Origin of the sequence: Gephyromycinifex aptenodytis (genome assembly GCF_012277275.1) — a bacterium.
GTDB lineage: Bacteria > Actinomycetota > Actinomycetes > Actinomycetales > Dermatophilaceae > Gephyromycinifex > Gephyromycinifex aptenodytis.
Genome location: NZ_CP051155.1, coordinates 1353681 through 1371162 on the forward strand (window position 1 = coordinate 1353681; position 17482 = coordinate 1371162).

16 protein-coding genes are annotated in these 17482 nt (G+C 66.4%); 6 read left to right on the plus strand and 10 right to left on the minus strand.

The genetic code is table 11. The annotated features are described in order from the left end of the window. The 6 genes from G9V96_RS05825 to G9V96_RS05850 all read right to left on the minus strand — a co-directional run bounded on the left by G9V96_RS05825 (position 1) and on the right by G9V96_RS05850 (position 4982). Positions 1-621, minus strand: a complete 621-nt coding sequence (locus G9V96_RS05825; RefSeq protein WP_168582190.1) for a DUF501 domain-containing protein — start codon at positions 619-621, stop codon at positions 1-3. Next, on the minus strand, positions 618-1316 hold the full coding sequence (locus tag G9V96_RS05830) for an FtsB family cell division protein (protein WP_168582191.1): 699 nt from the start codon (positions 1314-1316) through the stop codon (positions 618-620). Before G9V96_RS05830 ends, G9V96_RS05825 begins: the two co-directional genes overlap by 4 nt. A gap of 15 nt (positions 1317-1331) precedes the next feature. Further along, on the minus strand, positions 1332-2618 hold the full coding sequence (eno, locus tag G9V96_RS05835) for a phosphopyruvate hydratase (RefSeq protein ID WP_168582192.1): 1287 nt from the start codon (positions 2616-2618) through the stop codon (positions 1332-1334). 90 nt (positions 2619-2708) lie between these two features. After that, the gene (locus tag G9V96_RS05840) at positions 2709-3620 is read right to left on the minus strand and encodes a hypothetical protein (RefSeq protein ID WP_168582193.1); all 912 of its coding nucleotides are present in this window, start codon (positions 3618-3620) and stop codon (positions 2709-2711) included. Positions 3621-3714: 94 nt separating this feature from the next. After that, entirely contained in the window at positions 3715-4365 is a 651-nt protein-coding gene (gene mazG, locus G9V96_RS05845) for a nucleoside triphosphate pyrophosphohydrolase (RefSeq protein WP_168582194.1), read from the minus strand. Positions 4366-4367: 2 nt separating this feature from the next. After that, on the minus strand, positions 4368-4982 hold the full coding sequence (locus tag G9V96_RS05850) for a hypothetical protein (protein ID WP_168582195.1): 615 nt from the start codon (positions 4980-4982) through the stop codon (positions 4368-4370). Between the two features lie 397 nt (positions 4983-5379). Here G9V96_RS05850 and G9V96_RS05855 point away from each other — a divergent pair, with 397 nt between their 5' ends. Beyond that, positions 5380-5811, plus strand: coding sequence for a DUF779 domain-containing protein (locus tag G9V96_RS05855; protein ID WP_168582196.1), 432 nt, complete (start codon positions 5380-5382; stop codon positions 5809-5811). Positions 5812-5910: 99 nt separating this feature from the next. Here G9V96_RS05855 and mfd read toward each other — a convergent pair whose 3' ends face one another. Further along, positions 5911-9561 carry a transcription-repair coupling factor gene (mfd, locus tag G9V96_RS05860; RefSeq protein WP_168582197.1) on the minus strand — a complete coding sequence of 1217 codons (3651 nt, stop codon included), beginning with the start codon at positions 9559-9561 and terminating at the stop codon, positions 5911-5913. A gap of 170 nt (positions 9562-9731) precedes the next feature. Between mfd and G9V96_RS05865 the strand changes: the two genes are divergently transcribed. Further along, a complete protein-coding gene (locus G9V96_RS05865; RefSeq protein WP_168582198.1) occupies positions 9732-10574 on the plus strand; it encodes an SGNH/GDSL hydrolase family protein in 843 nt (280 codons plus the stop codon). Positions 10575-10635: 61 nt separating this feature from the next. Here G9V96_RS05865 and G9V96_RS05870 read toward each other — a convergent pair whose 3' ends face one another. Continuing rightward, positions 10636-11337, minus strand: coding sequence for an acyltransferase (locus G9V96_RS05870; protein WP_168582199.1), 702 nt, complete (start codon positions 11335-11337; stop codon positions 10636-10638). A 177-nt stretch (positions 11338-11514) separates the two neighbouring features. On the opposite strand from G9V96_RS05870, the gene G9V96_RS05875 reads away from it, so the two are divergent. Next, complete coding sequence (locus G9V96_RS05875; RefSeq protein WP_168582200.1) at positions 11515-12456, plus strand: glycosyltransferase family 2 protein; 942 nt, start codon at positions 11515-11517, stop codon at positions 12454-12456. A 140-nt stretch (positions 12457-12596) separates the two neighbouring features. Continuing rightward, on the plus strand, positions 12597-13235 hold the full coding sequence (locus G9V96_RS05880) for a serine acetyltransferase (protein ID WP_168582201.1): 639 nt from the start codon (positions 12597-12599) through the stop codon (positions 13233-13235). 25 nt (positions 13236-13260) lie between these two features. Here G9V96_RS05880 and G9V96_RS05885 read toward each other — a convergent pair whose 3' ends face one another. Further along, the gene (locus G9V96_RS05885; protein WP_226913513.1) at positions 13261-14706 is read right to left on the minus strand and encodes a lipopolysaccharide biosynthesis protein; all 1446 of its coding nucleotides are present in this window, start codon (positions 14704-14706) and stop codon (positions 13261-13263) included. 252 nt (positions 14707-14958) lie between these two features. Between G9V96_RS05885 and G9V96_RS05890 the strand changes: the two genes are divergently transcribed. After that, positions 14959-15510 carry a hypothetical protein gene (locus tag G9V96_RS05890; RefSeq protein WP_168582203.1) on the plus strand — a complete coding sequence of 184 codons (552 nt, stop codon included), beginning with the start codon at positions 14959-14961 and terminating at the stop codon, positions 15508-15510. Further along, entirely contained in the window at positions 15507-16682 is a 1176-nt protein-coding gene (locus G9V96_RS05895) for an SGNH/GDSL hydrolase family protein (RefSeq protein WP_168582204.1), read from the plus strand. The genes G9V96_RS05890 and G9V96_RS05895 overlap by 4 nt, the downstream gene beginning before the upstream one ends. On the opposite strand, the gene G9V96_RS05900 is transcribed toward G9V96_RS05895, so the two are convergent. Then, positions 16683-17366, minus strand: a complete 684-nt coding sequence (locus G9V96_RS05900) for a heparin lyase I family protein (RefSeq protein WP_168582205.1) — start codon at positions 17364-17366, stop codon at positions 16683-16685. Between the last annotated feature and the right edge of the window lie 116 nt (positions 17367-17482).

Below are 17482 nucleotides of genomic sequence, written 5' to 3' on the forward strand. Positions count from 1 at the left end.
CTACTCGTTCCTCTCAGCCACGGCGTGGGCGCCGTCGGATATCTGCGGCCCACCGGCCGGGTCTTGTGCCTGTTCGGACGGCCTCGTCGTCTCGGGAGCCTTGCCTGTCTGAGTTCCGCACGGCCCCGCCTCCCACCAGCGCGGCAGTGCCTCCAGCGCTTCGTCGCCCAGCGGATTGACCCCGGGCCCGGTGGCCAGGGAGTGTCCGACGAGCACATGCAGGCACTTGACGCGCTTGGGCATGCCGCCAGCAGAGATTCCGGCGATTTCGGGAACCTCGCCGAGGGCGTCCCGCCGCTCGAGATAGTCCTCGTGGGCCCGTTGGTAGTTCGCGGCCAGCTCAGCATCTTGCTGCAGGCGCGCGCTCATCTCCCGCATCAGCCCGGATGACTCCAGGGTGCTGATCGCGCCCGTCAGTCGCGGGCAGGTGGCGTAGAAAGTCGTGGGGAAGGGGGTTCCGTCTGAGAGGCGAGGAGCGGTAGCCACTACATCGGGCTGGCCACAGGGGCATCGGTGAGCGATCTGCACGATATCTCGCGGCGCTCGACCGAGCTGGCTGTGCACGGCGGCCAGATCAGCGTTCGTCAATGACTCGGGCCCAGGGCCGACTTGCTCGTTCATGGGGCTGGATCTGTCGTTGTCGTGGGCGCATTGCCCGGGGTGATGTCGGGAGTCTCGCCAAGCTTCGCGCCGGGATCGGCACCGGGACGCTCCAGGGATGTCACGGGCGCCGCCAACGGGTCGGTGTCGAGGCCGTCCACCAGACGCGCTGATTCCCACATCCGGGCGTACCAAGCCGACGATTCGTCGCGGCGAGCGGGATTCACCACGCTGATCCGCCCGGCGCCAGCCTGCTCCTGTAGGGATTCCGCGCCGACAACCGTGTAGGCGGTCTCACCGGGGCGAACATATTGCAGGCGCTCCCGCGCCTGCTGCTCCACGAAGATCGGGTCGTTCCAGCGCTGCGAACGGGCTTGCAGGTCCGAGACGGATTGCTCTTGGCGGCTCACCTTGGCCTGCAGGTCGCGATATTGCTGCTGCTGATCCAGGTAAGCACGCAGTGGCGGGACGAGCATGATCGCCAGCAACACGAACACACCGCACAATGCGGCCAACCGCCGGGTCGAACGACGGGCAAAGGCCCCCGCCGTGGCGCGATTAGCTGCTGTGGACCCGCGCCGGGCGCGGTTGGAGGTGCGCGGACCGGCCGCCCCTGCCGGCCGGGCCGAGGCCCGGCCGGCAGGACGACGCGCCCCGGAAACCCGTCGGGATGTTCCCGAGGGCCCCGGGGAGCGACGGCGGCCGTCCGCACTCATCAGTGTGGGTACTTCTTACTGACCGCGGTTGAAACGCGGGAAGGCCCCGGCGCCGGCGTAGAGAGCCGCGTCGTCGAGGAGTTCCTCGATCCGCAGGAGCTGGTTGTACTTGGCGACGCGCTCCGAACGGGCCGGTGCACCGGTCTTGATCTGGCCGCAGTTGGTGGCGACGGCGAGGTCAGCGATGGTCGTGTCCTCGGTCTCACCGGAACGGTGGCTCATCATGCACTTGTAGCCGGCGACCTGGGCCATGGTGACGGCGTCCAGGGTCTCGGTGAGTGAACCGATCTGGTTGACCTTGACCAACAGGGCGTTCGCGGTGTCGCTCTCGATACCACGCGAAAGCCGCTCGGGGTTGGTGACGAACAGGTCGTCGCCGACGATCTGGATCTTGTTGCCCAGACGCTCGGTGATCTGCTTCCAGCCCTCCCAGTCGTCCTCGTCCAGCGGGTCCTCGATGGAGACCAGCGGGTAGGCCTCGACGAGCTCGGCGTAGTAGTCCGTCATTTCACCGGCGCTCTTCTTGCCGCCCTCGAAGGAGTAGGCACCGTCGGAGTAGAACTCCGAGGCGGCCACGTCCAGGGCCAGCGCGATGTCCTTGCCGGGGGTGTAGCCAGCAGCGGTGATGGCCTCGATGATGACGTCGAGGGCCTCGCGGTTGCTGCCCAGGTTGGGGGCGAAGCCACCCTCGTCGCCGAGACCGGTCGCCAGACCCTTGTCCTGCAGGACCTTCTTCAGGGTGTGATAGACCTCTGCACCCCAGCGCAGCGCCTCCTTGAAGCTCGCAGCGCCGATGGGGGCGATCATGAACTCCTGGATGTCAACGTTGGTGTCCGCGTGCGAACCACCGTTGAGGATGTTCATCATCGGGACCGGCAGCACGTGTGCGTTCGGGCCTCCGACGTAGCGGAACAGCGGCAGACCAGCTGAGTCGGCGGCTGCGCGGGCCACGGCCAGCGAAACGCCGAGAATCGCGTTGGCGCCCAACTTGCCCTTGTTGTCGGTTCCGTCCAGGGCGATCATCTCGGAGTCGATGAGTCGCTGGTCGCTGGCGTCAAAGCCGACCAGACGGGGGGTGATCTCGTCGATGACGGCGTCCACGGCCTGCTCGACGCCCTTACCGAGGTAACGGCCCTGGTCGCCATCGCGACGCTCAACCGCCTCGAAGGCGCCGGTGGAGGCGCCGCTGGGAACTGCCGCGCGGGCAACGGTTCCGTCGTCAAGGAGAACCTCGACTTCGACGGTGGGGTTGCCGCGGGAGTCGAGGATCTCGCGTGCCTCAATGTGCTCGATACTTGCCACGAATCTCTCCTAGGAGCTAGGTCGGGCGGTTACCCCTTGAGCCTAGCCGCTACCAGGAGCGCGGTCGCCGGGCAGGGCGCCCCACGGCTGTCAGTGCCGGGGAGTTGGCGACTGCCTCGGAGCAGACAGGTACGGAGCTGGGTCCGGCTGGCTGCCGGTCGCCGGTGTCGCACCGCACGTGCACTGCTGGGAGTCGCGCAGGAACAGCACGCGCAGCCCGGCGCCGACGAGGGAGATGATCCCGGCAAACAAAGCCAAAGCAGCACCGAAAAGGCTCCCGGTGCTCCAACCAACGGATGTCGAAACCGTTTTCGCAGTGATCCGCCCCTCACCCACGATGCAGCTGCAGGTGTACTTACCACGCTCGGATGCGGCGAAGGAGCCGGCGAAGACGAAACGGTTGTCGCCCGAACCCACGTTGGCGTGGTGCCGACGCACCATCGGGACGGGGCGACCCGACTCGTCGGCGACCGCGCACCGCAATGTCGTCATCCAGGGTCGAGCGCCCAAGCCGCCGAAATCTCGCACCCACAAGCTCCGTTCCTCACCCGCTCCGAGGGAGAGCGCGACCGGATCAGTAGCCACGAGGGTCCCCTCCAGGACTTCAAGCTGGGCGGAACGCTGAAGGGCGAACCCGCCGATGCCGCCGCCCACCCCCACGAGCACGAGGATAAGACCCACCCGGAGCAACATTCGGGGCAGCTTGCGGGCGTGCGCGCAGCGAGGGGGCTGTTGCCCACCGGGTTCGGTTCCGGGTAGCGGATGCGGGCCCGGACGGGGCTGGCCACCCTGCCCCGCAACCTGGCCCGATTCGGTAGAGCCGGCCGCCGCTGCGGACTGCTGCGGCGCCGATTCGTCGGGGTTACCGGCATGACCGGTCGGCGCCATCTCAGGCGGTCGGTGCCGAGCTTCCTGGCGACTCGGGGCAGCGGAGGATCCCTCGATCCTGGCCGGTTGCGCCGAAATCAGGTCAGGCGAACCAGCGAAGGGTTGCGTAGTCATGGGCCCTGTCTAACGGGCCGGCGACGCCCTCGTCGCAGGTTCTCCACAGGGCCGCGCGGTGCTTGTGGAGTCCCGGCAGCGCCCCGGCTGGGCCTCAGCCGCCGCTACTGCGATCTGCTGCGGCCACGTCTGCTTCCAGGGCTGCCAAGGTGCCGCGTAGCGCGATGGCAACGTCAAGATTGGACTCGCGGGCATGCAGTACGAGCGCAAGCATTTGAGCCCCGAGGTCCTTCCCGCGTGCAGCGGCGGTGACCTGCTCCCCCAAGCCTGCGCGTTCCAGCCGGGAAACGACTTTCACGGCACGCTCCAGCGGGGGCATCCCGGTGGGGATGCCATCCAACGGGCCGCGCCGCTCCGGCTTCTCGGCAGCCTTGATGGCATCCCAATTAGCCTCTACCTGCTCGGGGGTGGTGGCGTCCACGTTTGCGAAGACGTGCGGGTGGCGGCGGTAGAGCTTCTCGGTGATCCGCTCGGCTACATCGTCGACGTCGAAGGTGCCAGCGTTCTGGGCCACCCGGGCGTGGAAGACCACCTGCAGCAGGACATCACCCAATTCATCGGCAATGTCGTCTGGGTTGCCCGAACTGATCGCCTCGACCAGCTCGTATGCCTCTTCAACAGCGTAGGGCGCCAGCGTCTCGTGGGTCTGTTCGGCGTCCCATGGACACCCTCCAGGGCTCAGGAGGGTGTCCATGACCTGAACGAGTCGCAGGAGCTGCTGACCGGGTTGCGCCTGCGCCGTCATCGTCAGCCCGCCGGGGTGGACGGCGCCGGCGCCGGCTGTTCACCCTGGGGAGCTTCCTGCGGCTGCTGGGGAACTTCGCCTCCGGGCTGGTCGCCGCCCTGCAGCCACGCGGGCCGCTCGGAATAGCGCGGGTTGATCTTCACCGTTCCGTTCTCGACCATCTGGGCCAGCTCCGCCTGCCCCTGCTGCAAGGCCTTCTCCGCCTTGGCGAGCTGGGCGGCGGCCTTGGGGTCGGTGGGTGCCTTCTGGGCTAGTTCAGCCAGCGCCCCCTGCAAGTGCTGACCGCGCTGCAGGGTGAGGAATTGCTCTGAGACCTCACCGGTTTCCGGTGGCAGGGAACGACGAACCTCGTCGTCGGACACCACGACGCCGACCTTGGCCAAGCGATCGGTGTAGTACTTGGTGGTGGCAAGCTCCTGAGCCACGTCAGAGCGCGGCGGCATCGCGGCCGGCTCGAACTTCCGCAGATCGTTGACGACCGCGTCGACGTCGCTCTCGGTCACCACCTGGTCACCGACGACCACGGCGTTGCTCGGGTTGGCTCCCCCACAGCCCGCGAGGGCGAAGGAGAGCAGGAGCGCTGCGCCGGCGGCGCGGCCGATGCGTTGGGGCTTCACTGCGGGGCCTTTCGGTAGAACTGCGGAAGGTGCTGACCAGGACAGCGGGATGTGCTGTTCGTGAAGTGCTTTCGTTCATTGTCCACCGCTCCGGCGAGAAGACGAGCAGGGGCCCTCCGGTGAGTGTCGCGTTTGCGGCCGCGGGGAACCGCAGCGCAACCCATCCGGACTCGACGCCGCTCTCGCCCAGCGCCCACCCGGGGCAGCACTCCCCAATACATAAGTGTGACGCACGCGACAACAACCTCGCACTCCCCTAGTGTGCCTGTAACGCTCGTCACATGAGGCAAGGGAGGCGCGATAACTGTCCACGCCCGTCCCGGGTCCCCCGAGAGCGGTAGACCCCACGGGTGCGCAATGTCGCCCACCTTTGGCATACAGCGCAGGGAGAGAAGACATGCACGATCCCATCTGTCAGTTCGACGCGGGGGAGGTGGCCGAGCTACCAACCGCGGGTCCGGTCCGCGTAGCTCTGACGCCCAGAGCAGCCGAACTCCTCCAGGTCGTCGTCGCTAAACATGGGCCGGTGATGTTCCACCAGCGCGGTGGATGCTGCGACGGCTCCGCCCCGATGTGTTACGCCCTCGGCACGTTCCTCACCGGCGCGGCAGATGTGCACCTGGGCGACCTCGAGGTGCCTGGTATGGAGCCGGTTCCGGTCTGGATGGGGCGGGCTCAGTACCAAGCCTGGAGACACACCCGACTGACCATCGATGCCGTCCCGGGCAAGGGTGCCGGCTTAAGTCTCGAAGGCCCCGAGGGGATGCGCTTCCTCACCAGGTCGCGGCTGTTCACCGACGAGGAGGCAGCCGCGCTGCCTCCTCTGTAGCGATGACGCGAAGGCCTGTTCTCGGGATCGCCGTCAGCGCCCCCACGACTCAGCTGCCGGCGGGGTGAGCCGATGGGTCGCCACCCCCGCGATGGCGCTTCAGCGCGTCGGCACGGGTGCGTCCAGAACCACCGAGGTGAGTACCTGTGCCGCCCAAGACAGCACTTCCTTGTCCCGTAACGGTGTGCCACCGACGGGCCGCGTCTTGGGCCGGGGCACCAGCACGGTGCGGGTGGCCGCCTTGATGACGGTGCCCTTGTAAAGCCGCTGGATGCGCAGGCTCTGGCTTTCTGCGAGTTCCAGCGGCCCGAACCGGACCATGTTGCCTTGGACGCCGATGTCGTGAACCCCGGCGCGCTTGGCGACGGTGCGCAGACGGGCCACCTCCACCAGGTTGACGACCGGCTCCGGCAACGGGCCGTAGCGGTCCACGAGTTCGGCTTCGATCTCAGCCAGCGCAGCTTCGTCTTCTACTGCCGCCAGCTTCTTGTAGGCCTCAAGGCGCAGGCGTTCCCCGGGCACGTAATCGTGCGGCAGGTGGGCGTCCACGGGCAGCTCGATCTTGACCTCAGTCGGGCGTCGCTCAGCTCCCCCATCCCGGAAGTCGGCGACGGCCTCGCCCACCAGACGCACATACAGGTCGAACCCGACTCCGGCGATGTGCCCGGACTGCTCACCGCCGAGCAAGTTGCCGGCACCCCGGATCTCCAGGTCCTTCATCGCCACCTGCATCCCCGATCCGAGATCGGTGTGGCTGGCGATGGTGGCCAACCGGTCGTGCGCGGTGTCGGTGAGGGTCTTCTCGGGCGGATAGAGGAAGTAGGCGTAGGCGCGTTCTCGTCCGCGACCGACGCGACCGCGCAACTGGTGCAGCTGGGACAACCCGAAGGTGTCGGCACGATCCAAGATGAGGGTGTTCGCGTTGCTGATGTCCAAACCGGTCTCGATGATCGTCGTGCACACCAGCACGTCGAACTGCTTCTCCCAGAAGTCGACGACGACCTGTTCCAGGCGTTGCTCCCCCATCTGGCCGTGAGCGGTGGCGATCCGCGCTTCGGGTACCAGCTCGCGCAGTCGGGCCGCGACCTTGTCGATGCTCTGCACCTTGTTGTGGACGAAGAACAACTGCCCCTCGCGGAGCAACTCCCGTCGGATCGCGGCGGTGATCTGCTTCTCGTCGTAAGCCCCGACGAAGGTGAGCACCGGATGGCGCTCCTCCGGGGGCGTTGCCAGGGTGCTCATCTCCCGGATGCCGGTGACCGCCATCTCCAGGGTTCGCGGGATCGGGGTGGCAGACATGGCGAGCACGTCCACATTCGTGCGCAGCGCCTTCAACTGCTCCTTGTGCTCGACACCGAAGCGCTGTTCCTCATCGATGACGACTAGACCGAGGTCCTTGAAGTGGACCCTGCTGGTCAACAGACTGTGCGTGCCGATGACGAGGTCGATGCTGCCGTCCGCGAGGCCCTTGATCACCGACTGGGATTCTTTGTCGCTCTGGAAGCGGGACAGCGCCTTCACCACGACCGGGAACTGGGCATAGCGCTCGGAGAAGGTCTGCATGTGCTGCTGGACCAGCAGCGTCGTCGGAACGAGAACGGCCACCTGCTTGCCGTCCTGGATGGCTTTGAAGGCGGCCCGCACCGCGATCTCGGTCTTGCCGTAGCCGACGTCGCCGCAGATGAGGCGGTCCATCGGGACCGACTTCTCCATGTCGGCCTTGACCTCCTCGATGCTGGAGAGCTGGTCGGGGGTCTCCACGTAGGCGAAAGCGTCTTCGAGTTCGCGCTGCCACGGGGTGTCGGGCCCGAACGCATGCCCGGTGGTCGCCATTCGAGCGCTGTAGAGCCGGATGAGCTCCCCCGCGATCTGCTTGACGTGCTTCTTGGCCCGGCTCTTGGTCTTGGACCAGTCCGAGCCGCCGAGTTTGTTCAGGGTCGGGGCTTCACCCCCCACGTAGCGCGTGACCTGGTCGAGCTGGTCGGTCGGCACGAAGAGGCGATCCTTGGGCTGGCCACGCTTAGAGGAGGCGTACTCCAGCACAAGGTATTCGCGAGTGGCGCCCTGCACGGTGCGCTGGGCCATCTCGACGAACTGGCCAACACCGTGTTGCTCGTGGACGACGTGGTCGCCGGGGCGCAGGGCGAGGGGATCTACCTGGTTGCGGCGCCGTGAGGGCATCTTGCGCATGTCCCGCGTACTGCCGGCACCCGTGCGGTGGTCCCCGACCAGGTCGGTTTCGGTCAAGACGACCAAACCCGCTCCGGGGGCGATGAACCCGCGTCCCGGGGCGCCCGTGGTGATGTGCACGATGCCCGGCTCGGTGTCGAGGCCTTCCGGCTGGCGACGGTAGGGGACCTCATGCTCGGCCAGCACCTCAGCGAGACGTTTGCCGAACCCCGCGCCTTCGGTGATCACGGTGACCAGGCGGTTCTCTTCACTTACCCAACGGCGCAGGTCCTCGATTGCGGCCTCGCGAGCCCCGCGATAGGGCTCGATGTCATAGCTCTCGACCCGCAGTGTCAGGACATCGTCCTGCGCGTCGGGGCCGGCATAGGCCTCCAGGTTCTGCCCAGGCTCCGGTATGGGAGCGGCGGCGAAGCTGGAGAAACTCCACCACGGTAGTTCCAAGTCCATGGCGTGCGCGCGAATCTGCGCCAGGGTGCGATAGGAGGCCTCGCCCAACACTCCCCGCAGATCGATCGGCACCGTGTTGCCGGCCGCGGCGTTGGACCAGCTCGCTTCGAGGAACTCCTCGCTGGTCTCGACGAGATCGTGCGCGCGGGAGCGGATCCGCTCCGGATCCAGCAGGACGACCCGAGACGACTCCGGCAGCACATCGAGCAAGGTCTCCATGCCGTCCACCAGCGCCGGAGAAAGGGACTCCATGCCTTCGACTGCGATGCCTTCGGCGACTTTGCCCAGCAGGTCGGCCACACCGGGCAGGGTGTGCGCGAGTTCTTTGGCGCGCGAGCGAACCTGTTCGGTGAGCAGTACCTCCCGGCACGGCGGGGCCCACAGCCCTTCCTCTGCGACCTCGAGGCTGCGCTGGTCAGCGACGCTGAAGGTGCGGATCTCCTCGACTTCGTCGCCGAAGAACTCCAGGCGCAGCGGGTGCTGCTGGGTGGGCGGGAAGACATCGAGCACGCCCCCACGAACTGCGAACTCGCCACGTCGTTCAACAAGGTCGGTGCGGGTGTAGGCGGCGGCCGCCAGCGCTTCGACGATCTCTTCCAGCGGGCGTTCCTGACCTGCCTTGATGGCAACCGGCACCAACTCACCCAGGTTTCGGGCAATGGGCTGCAGCACGGCCCGGATCGGGGCCACCACGACATCCAGGACCCCATAGCTGGGGTCCTGCGGCTGGGGGTGGGCCAGCCGGCGCAAGACGGCCAACCGGCGACCGACGGTGTCACTGCGGGGACTGAGCCGTTCGTGCGGCAGCGTTTCCCAGCTGGGGAAGTCCGCGATCCGCTCGGCCGGCAGAACGCAGCGCAGCGCAGCGACCAGGTCCTCGGCCTCCCGCCCGGTAGCCGTGATCGCCAGCAGGACACCCCGTTTGGTGTCACCAGCCCCGACCTCACCGTCGCTTGTCAGGGCATCCGTCAACGCGGCAAGAAGCATCGGCCGTGCGCCCGGCGCCACGGTGACATCGACAAGCTCCCCACCGGCGTCCTTCTGGGCCAGTTGGAGCGCGCGCTGGACCGCGGGATCCGCACGCAGGACATCAACGAGACGGGCAAGACTCATGGGCGGTGTACTCCTGGCAGCTGCAGACATGGCCGTAGACCGACCATCGACAAGGGTAGGCGCCGGTGGTGACAACCTCATGCCCTGGTCTTTGGACACTCGATCAAGCGCCTGGGAGACTTCTGCCGGACGGATGTCGCAGGTGCTGGCGAGCTCAGGAGGAGAACAGGATGCAGCAGCTGGTGGGGAAGATAAGGCGACGAGCGATCGGGCTCGTCACCGGGCTCGGATCCGGGGTACTGCTGGCGGCCTGCGGCGCCGCCGGCCCCGAGATGGTGCCGGCGGATCTACCGGAAGAGGCGCCGAAGGTTCTGTTCATCCACCACAGCACCGGAAAACGGATTTGGCAGGGTGGGCTGCCGGAGTGGATCGAACAGCACAACAAAGACACTGGGGCGAATTACCACCTGGTGGAACGTTCTTACCCCGACAAGCCGTACCCCTGGAGTAATGACCCGCACGACTACTGGCAGTTGTGGGTGCAGCATTCCGGCCAGGATGCCTTCCGTAAGCAGCCCACGCTTGAACAGATAGCCCCCGCCTACGACCTCGTCGTGTGGAAGCACTGCTACATCGGCTCTGAGATGGAACCGCTCAAGGGCGAACCCGACGTTTCCTCCAAGAACAAGTCTGTGGAGAACTACAAGCTCCAGTACGAGGCGCTCAAGGCCAAGATGCGCGAGTTCCCCGACACGAAGTTCCTGGTGTGGACGCTGCCGCCGCACGTCGCCGCGAACACCTCGCCGGAGCAGGCCGCTCGCGCCGACGAGTTCGCCGAATGGGTCAGGACCTCCTGGGATGAACCCGGGGACAATATCTTCGTCTGGGACTTCCGAGCGATAGCAGCGGAGAACGGCGTCCTGGCGCCCCGCTACGCCAGCGGCGAGAAAGACTCTCACCCCAACGACGAGCTGTCCAAGAAGGCGGCTCCGATGCTGGGCCAGCGCATCGTGGACGTACTCGGCGGCCACGGCGACACATCCCCGCTCACCGGCACCGCGGTCAACCCCTGAGAGCCCACCCACGTCCAGGCGCGCCACTTCGCCTCACCGGTAGGCGAAGTGGCAGCCAGGTCTAGCTGAGCGAGTCCGGCGCTACCGCGGTGGCGTTTTGCCGTTCGGCCGGAGATGGCCCGTCGTAGCGCTCACGGAGCACCCGCGCCGGGGAACCTGCGGCGAGGGCACCAGCCGGGATGTCGCGCCCAGCCGTGCTCAGGGCCGCCAGGGTGACCTCGTCGCCGATGGTGACGCCCGGCAGAACCACCGATTTGGAGGCCAACCAGGTGCGGCTACCGACCGTGACCGGCGTAGCGATCGCGTTCAGATAGCCGTCATCACCCGGAGCCGTGCGGTAGTGGGTGCTATCCACGACCGTGACACCCTCACTCATGCCGGTGTACTCCCCGATGACTACCCGCTCGGCGGAGTGGATGACGGTGCCCCACGACACAAGGTTGTGCCCCTTGAGTTCGAGCCGGCCGCTGACGTTCAGCACGGCGCCCGTGCGCACCACCGAGCCCTCGCCCAACTCGACCGAGCACCCGCCCTTCAGGCGCAGGACAGCCCCGTCCTCGATGCGCACGTTCGGGCCGATCTTGAGCGCAATTGTGGATCCGGGCTCACCCCAGAAATGCAGGATCACCCGCGACGAGATGTCTGCCCGCGGGTCGATCTCGGTCTCAATCCCCAGCCCCGATAGCTTCGCCTCCAACCGAATCCGCTGAACAGCAAGCTGTGTGAGTCCGCGGCGGCGGACCCCCCGTAATGACGGCGCCATATCCCCTCCTTCGAAAATGCAGAACCACGAAAGTGCGTCTGTGAGCCCAGAGGCGTTCGCGATGCTGAGCGACGCAGGGCTGCGCCGGGATCATATGATGACATGAACTGGCGCCCACTCTTCGTTGTGGTTAAGGCCTGTCCACCCATCACCTTTTCCCGTAATGGAGGAGCAACCATGCCCAACGAGTTGCCACATGTCGCCATCACTATGTGTACCTTCCGACGCCCGGAGGGGTTGGCCCGCGCCGTCGCCCCGATCCTGGAACAGGTCGCCGAGTGTGACCGCGCCGCCGTCCGGTTGATCATCATCGACAACGATCCCGACGCCAGCGCGCAACAGGTGGTCGCCGAACTCCAGGCCCAGGGCGCCGAGCTGACCTATGTACATGAACCCCGCCCCGGCATCGCAGCTGCCCGCAACGCCGGGCTGCAGGCCGCCGCCGCCGAAGACGCGGTGGTTTTCATCGACGACGACGAGGTCCCGGCCCCGCAGTGGCTGCAACGCCTCATCGACGCCTGGCTCAGCGCAGGTTGCGACGGCGTGACGGGCCCGGTGGAGTACGAATTCTCCTCCCCGCCGGATCGCTGGGTGCGCGCCTCGCGGGTCTTCGACCGGCTCAGCCACCCGACGGGGACCCAGATGCCGGAGGCTGCAACCAACAACCTCCTGCTGAGCACGGAGATTCTGCGCCGCACCGGGCTACGGTTCGATGACCGGTTCGGTCTCACCGGGGGCAGTGACTCAGCGTTGACGCGTGCGCTGGTGGCAGCGGGCGCCGATCTGCGTTGGTGCGACGAGGCTGTGGTGCGCGAGCTCGTGCCTGCTTCCCGGGCGGAGGCAGGGTGGGTGGCACGCCGAACCCGCAGGACGACCAATGCGGGCACCCGGTTGCAGATCCTGACCGCCGCGAGTGGAGCGCGCCGACTCCGGACTCGAGCCGAGCACGCCGGACGCGGAGCGTGGCGGATCGTGCGGGGCAGTATTGCGGGCCTGCGGGCAACCCATTCGGCCGACGCAGACCTCGCCGGAGCAGCAGCGGTAGATGTGGCTCGCGGCAAGGGAGCGCTGACCGCGGCACTGGGCCTACACGACGTCGAATATCGCCGCGGGCGATGAACATTCGCCGAACACAGCCGCACCGGTCACGGATCGTGATCGAGGCGAGATTTATCGTCGCACGGCTCTTTCTGCCAAGCTCGTAAGATCAACGGGGGCTGCGGACGAGATCGCAGCGTGTGTCGAACGGGGGGAACAGCGTGAAAAAGGCAATCCGATCAGTGGGACGGCGCCCGGCCGAACTGACCAATATTGATGAGGCAGAACTGAAGAACGCCATGAAGCGGGCCTGGCGGGGGATTTCTTATGTGCGCCTGACTCCGTTGCTGACTCTGCTGTGCCGCAGCCCCAGGCGCCGCATGGTCGAAGCTGACCTTGAGCGATGGATCCGCGTCCGCAACTTGAAGCTGGACAAGCAGCAGGCCTTGCGTTTTCTGCTGGCCACCGTCCCGGAGTTCCGTTCTTTGGTCTATTGGCGGATGGGGCTCACCGGCCGCCTCGTGGAGCCCCTCTTCCCCGGAGTACGCAGCCTTCACCTGTACATGGACCCGGCCAAGGTGGGTCCGGGTTTCTACATCCAACACGGGGACGCCAGCTATATCGGCTGCGAAAGGATCGGCAGGAATGCCTGGGTCAACCAGGGAGTGACCTTGGGTTTCACCAACGATGACGGCTGCCCGACCCTCGGCGACAACGTGACGATCAGCGCGGGCGCGAAGGTGCTCGGACGCGTCACCATCGGTGACGGGGTCCGCGTCGGCGCCAACGCTGTGGTGCTGCGGGACGTACCCGCAGGCTCGTTGGTGGCCCCGCCTACCGCGAGAGTCATCAAGCCGTAACCCACGCCGTTCTCAGCGGGTGTGCTCAGCGGACGAAGGCAGGCTTGACCGCTGACCACACATCCTGCAGGTCGTGCCGGATGGGGCGGATGAAGAGTACGACGAGGCACCACGCAACGACAGCTCCCGAGCCAGCCAGCAGCTGCAACCAGGGGTTTGTGATCAGCGTGGTGACGAAGTGCGCAGACAAGGCCACCGGCAGCGAGAGCAGAAGGACTGCGCGCACAGACTCCGACGTCACCTCACCGATCGGCAACGCAGTTAGCTTCGCTACGCGCCGCAACGAATAAGCCCAGAACCATATGGCGGCCACAAGGTGGCCCCAGGCAACTCCCAGCGGACCCCATGGAAGTCCGGCAAGGATGAGCAGCAACATTATTGGGCGAGTGCGCAAGTAAAGCTTGAATAGTTCGCCGGTAGCGCCACGCGCAACATAGACCTGATAAAAGACCATGGTCAGGGCCTTGAAGATGCCACCGAGCGCCAGCACGGCAACGATAGGCGCCGCTGCATTCCACTTGTCTCCCAGCAGGATGTCGACGATTGGCAGAGCAAGGCCAGCCATGACACCGAATCCCAGGCCGAAGAGATACGCACTAATGAGGTGAAAACGGCGCACGAAGCGCACGAAGCGCTCCTCGTCGTCCTGCACTTTGGCCAACACCGGGAAAGCAACGCCACTCATCGGGCCATTCAGGACACCGAGGGGCACCATGAGCAACTGATAAGCGCGGCTGTACAGACCGACGGATGCCGGACCAGCCACGGCACCTAGCCCGATGTTGTCGATGTTGTTGAGTGCATACCCGAGCAGGTTCGTTCCCAGAATGGGGCCACCGAAGCGGAAGAACTTCTTCGTCTCGACATCTCGTCTCGGAAGTCGGGGCACCCAAGCACTCAGCGCCACGTTCCCGATCAGCGCGCAAGACACCATGGTGAGTTGCTGCGCCACGATCGCCCAGTAGCCAAATCCGTTGAGCGCCATCGTGATTCCGGTTGCCGTCGCGACGATCTGGGAGCCCACGTCGATAGCGGCGATCTGACGAAAACGCATCGCGCGAGTCAGTCCAGCCCGATATTGGGTCGTCGCCCCCGAGATGAGGAACGACACCGAGAGCACCCAAGTCACCAGTGTGACCTTCGGCTCGGAGTAGAGCAGGGCGAGCAACGGCGCGATGGCCGCAGCCACCAGCGTGCACGCCAGCCCCAGGCTCAGGTTCACCCAGAAGAGATTGTCGCGTTCGCCCCGACTGAGCGTCTTCGCCTGAATCGCGCCAGAGGAGAGCCCGAAATCGCGAATGAGATCCGCCACGTTGATGACGGCTGTGACCATCGCCACAAGGCCCACCTGCTGGGGTGTCAATAGTCGCGACATCACGACCAAAGATCCGAGCTGAATGGCCAATCGGGCCATCTGCGCGGACATGACAACCCGAGCACCACGAGCTGCTACAGCGCCAAGACTGGCCATGTCTTCCTTTCACAAGGCCCAACAATGGGGAGGAGAACGGGAACTGGGGTGGCCGGTGAGCTAGGCCAGCTGGTCTCGGTTGCAGCGCCATAGCCGCATACACTCCAGGCCTCTCAGAGGCCCCTTTCCGGACTTCGCCATACTCTCACACCCGCTAATAGGGCGTTAACTGCTCGTCATCGCGGAGTGACTGAGCACGGCGCGCACCGATAGTGGTGCGGTCCCCGGGTCGAGCGGCGCTAGCCTGATGAAATGACAGTCGGTCGATGTGGGGCGAGGTACGACAACGGTGGGGGCACCGGCAGCCGGTTCATCGCGGCCGCGCTGCTGAGCGTTGTCGTTTGCCTGCCGACGACAGCATGTAGCCAACCCGAGAGCGAGCCCGCCCCACCGCTGCCCTCGCCGGCCATCGCCCAGGCCGAACAACTCCTGGAAGGGGTCGCCGAACCGAAGCTGACGGGAGATGAGGTATTCAGCTCCGCTGAGGATGCCGACATCATTCACGGCTTCACCCGAGAGTCCGCTCGACTGGTGGCCGGCGAAGACCGACTCGCCGCCGCCGACTGCGCTCCGGTGGCCTCCGCGCTGGGGCTCGCAGCCCCACCCGATGACCTGTTCGCCGCGGCGGGACGCGTCAAGGACGAGACGCTCACGACGCTGCTGCTCCATGCGCGAACAGAGGTCGGCCAACTGCTGACCGCATGCGCCGGAGGCACTCCCGTCCAGGCCCGACAGGTGCAGTCAGCCCGCCTGGCTATCGCCCTCGTCCAAACCCGCTTGACGACCTTAGGGGTGGCCTCGTGAAACGCCGTCAGTACCGCTGTGGTGCAGCCCTGCTCACCGTGACGCTGGCCTGTGGGTTGCTCACCTCCCCCGCAGTCAGCACCCCGGCCATCGCCGAGACGCCTGCCGCACCGGCTGCCCCCAGTCCGCGCGGCCGGTGGTTGGCGATCGGGGACAGCATCAGCTCCGGCTTCGGTATCCCCTACCTCTCACCGGTGAAGACCCCATGGGGGCAGAACTGCCGGCGGGCCGACGGGGTCGACGTCGAGATCCCGGCCGACACTCCTGCCCTCGCCTGGCCGGTGGTCGCGTTCCGCCAACTGCGCAAGCAGGGCGCGGTGGCCGATCTGAGCTTCACTGCATGCTCAGGATCGATCACCGACGATTGGCTGCGCCAGACGGCGGAGGCTTACACCCGTGCAGGTGTGGAGTTGCCCTCCCTGGTCGGGGCCACCTCGACACCCGACCCGGAACGTGTCAGCGCCGAAATCGCCGCTGCTGGCAAGCGCGGGCAGCGCTGGGATCTGGTGTCCTTCTCCTTCGGTGCCAACAACATCAATCTCGGCAAAGTCACCGAGACGTGCCTGAACGTGGACCGCTCCGACACCCCGATGACCTGGACCTCCCCGCGGTGGGGCCGGTGCCGAGAAGAGGTCGCGGCGCTCGACCCCCAAATCGCCGCCCTGACCGGTGGCCCTGAGGCTGGCGAGTTGGCCCAAGGATCCGTGCCGCTGTGGCGCTCACCGGCGCAAGGCGCGTCTGTGATCGCCCAGCTCGCCGGGATCACCGAGCCTGGCGGCACCATCTTGGTGCACGGCTACCCCCAGCTCTTCGCCGATCCGCAGCATGTGGTGACCGCCCAGGGCACGGCCTCTGCCGAGCTGGTAGCTGAAGTGGGCAACTGCGACGGGATGGCTTTCGAAGACATAGTGCAGATCCGCTCGGCCATCACCGAACTCAACACCCGCACCAAGGCTGCCGTGAAGCAGGCTTCTTCGGTGCTGCGCAGCCGCAACGTCCGCGTGGTGTTCATCGACCCCAACGACGTCTTCGAACCCGAGGACGGCCTCCAGCATGGGCTGTGCTCCAAGCAGTCCTGGGTCAACGGCCCGTTCAGCCCCGGCGCGCTGCACCCCAACGGCGAAGGCCATCAGGCGATGGGCGAAGAGGTAGCGCGCGCACTGACGCCCTAGCTACTCCTCGACGACGTCCTGGCGCACCATCTGGGCGTAAGCGGGGGGCTTGGCGTCGCTTCCGCGGTACAGGCCGTACCGCTCGGTGAGTTCGTCCTGCCCCGGGTAGACCGTCCCCAACCGTTTGCCTTCAGCGGTGCGGGGTCGGTAGCGGTCAAGCACCGTCTCGCCGTCCAGTCGCACGGTGACCCAGCCGTCCTCGGCGTCCAACCGGGAGTCAATCTCAATCCGGTATGGGGTTCCGTCGCGGTAAGGGGTGATCAGCCGGTTCCACTGGTAGGAGTTGCCCTCGCCGTGTTCTGGGTGCCCGTTGCCGCCGCTGAGCGCCAGCCGCCCGTCGGCAACGATGAGCGCCATTGACGGGCCCTTCCACTGCCCATTGGTCTGGCCGAGCACCTGCCAGAGCACATGCCAATCAGTCGTGGTATCCGCAGCCGCACCGAGGAAGCCGGTGATGGTCGCAGCGAAGTGCACCTCGTCACCGGGGCGATACGTTCGCGGCTCGCGGCCCTGGGAGACGAAGACCTCACTGCGCCTGCGGGGCGCCGGCGTCGGGTCCGCCGGGAGAACGAAATTCCATGACGAGCCGTAGCAGATCGGGGGCTCACCGTTCTCTTGGGTGTGGGCACGACGCGCGTCCCCTTCGCCACCGCATGAGACATAAGTCACCGAGGGATCGCTCATCACCCGCCGACTGGCGGTTGGATCCGGCTGCGTGGGCGCTCCACAGCCCCCAACGCCAGCGAACACCACCAGGGCGGCTCCGGCTGCGGGAAGGGCACGCCATCTCACGGGGAGGT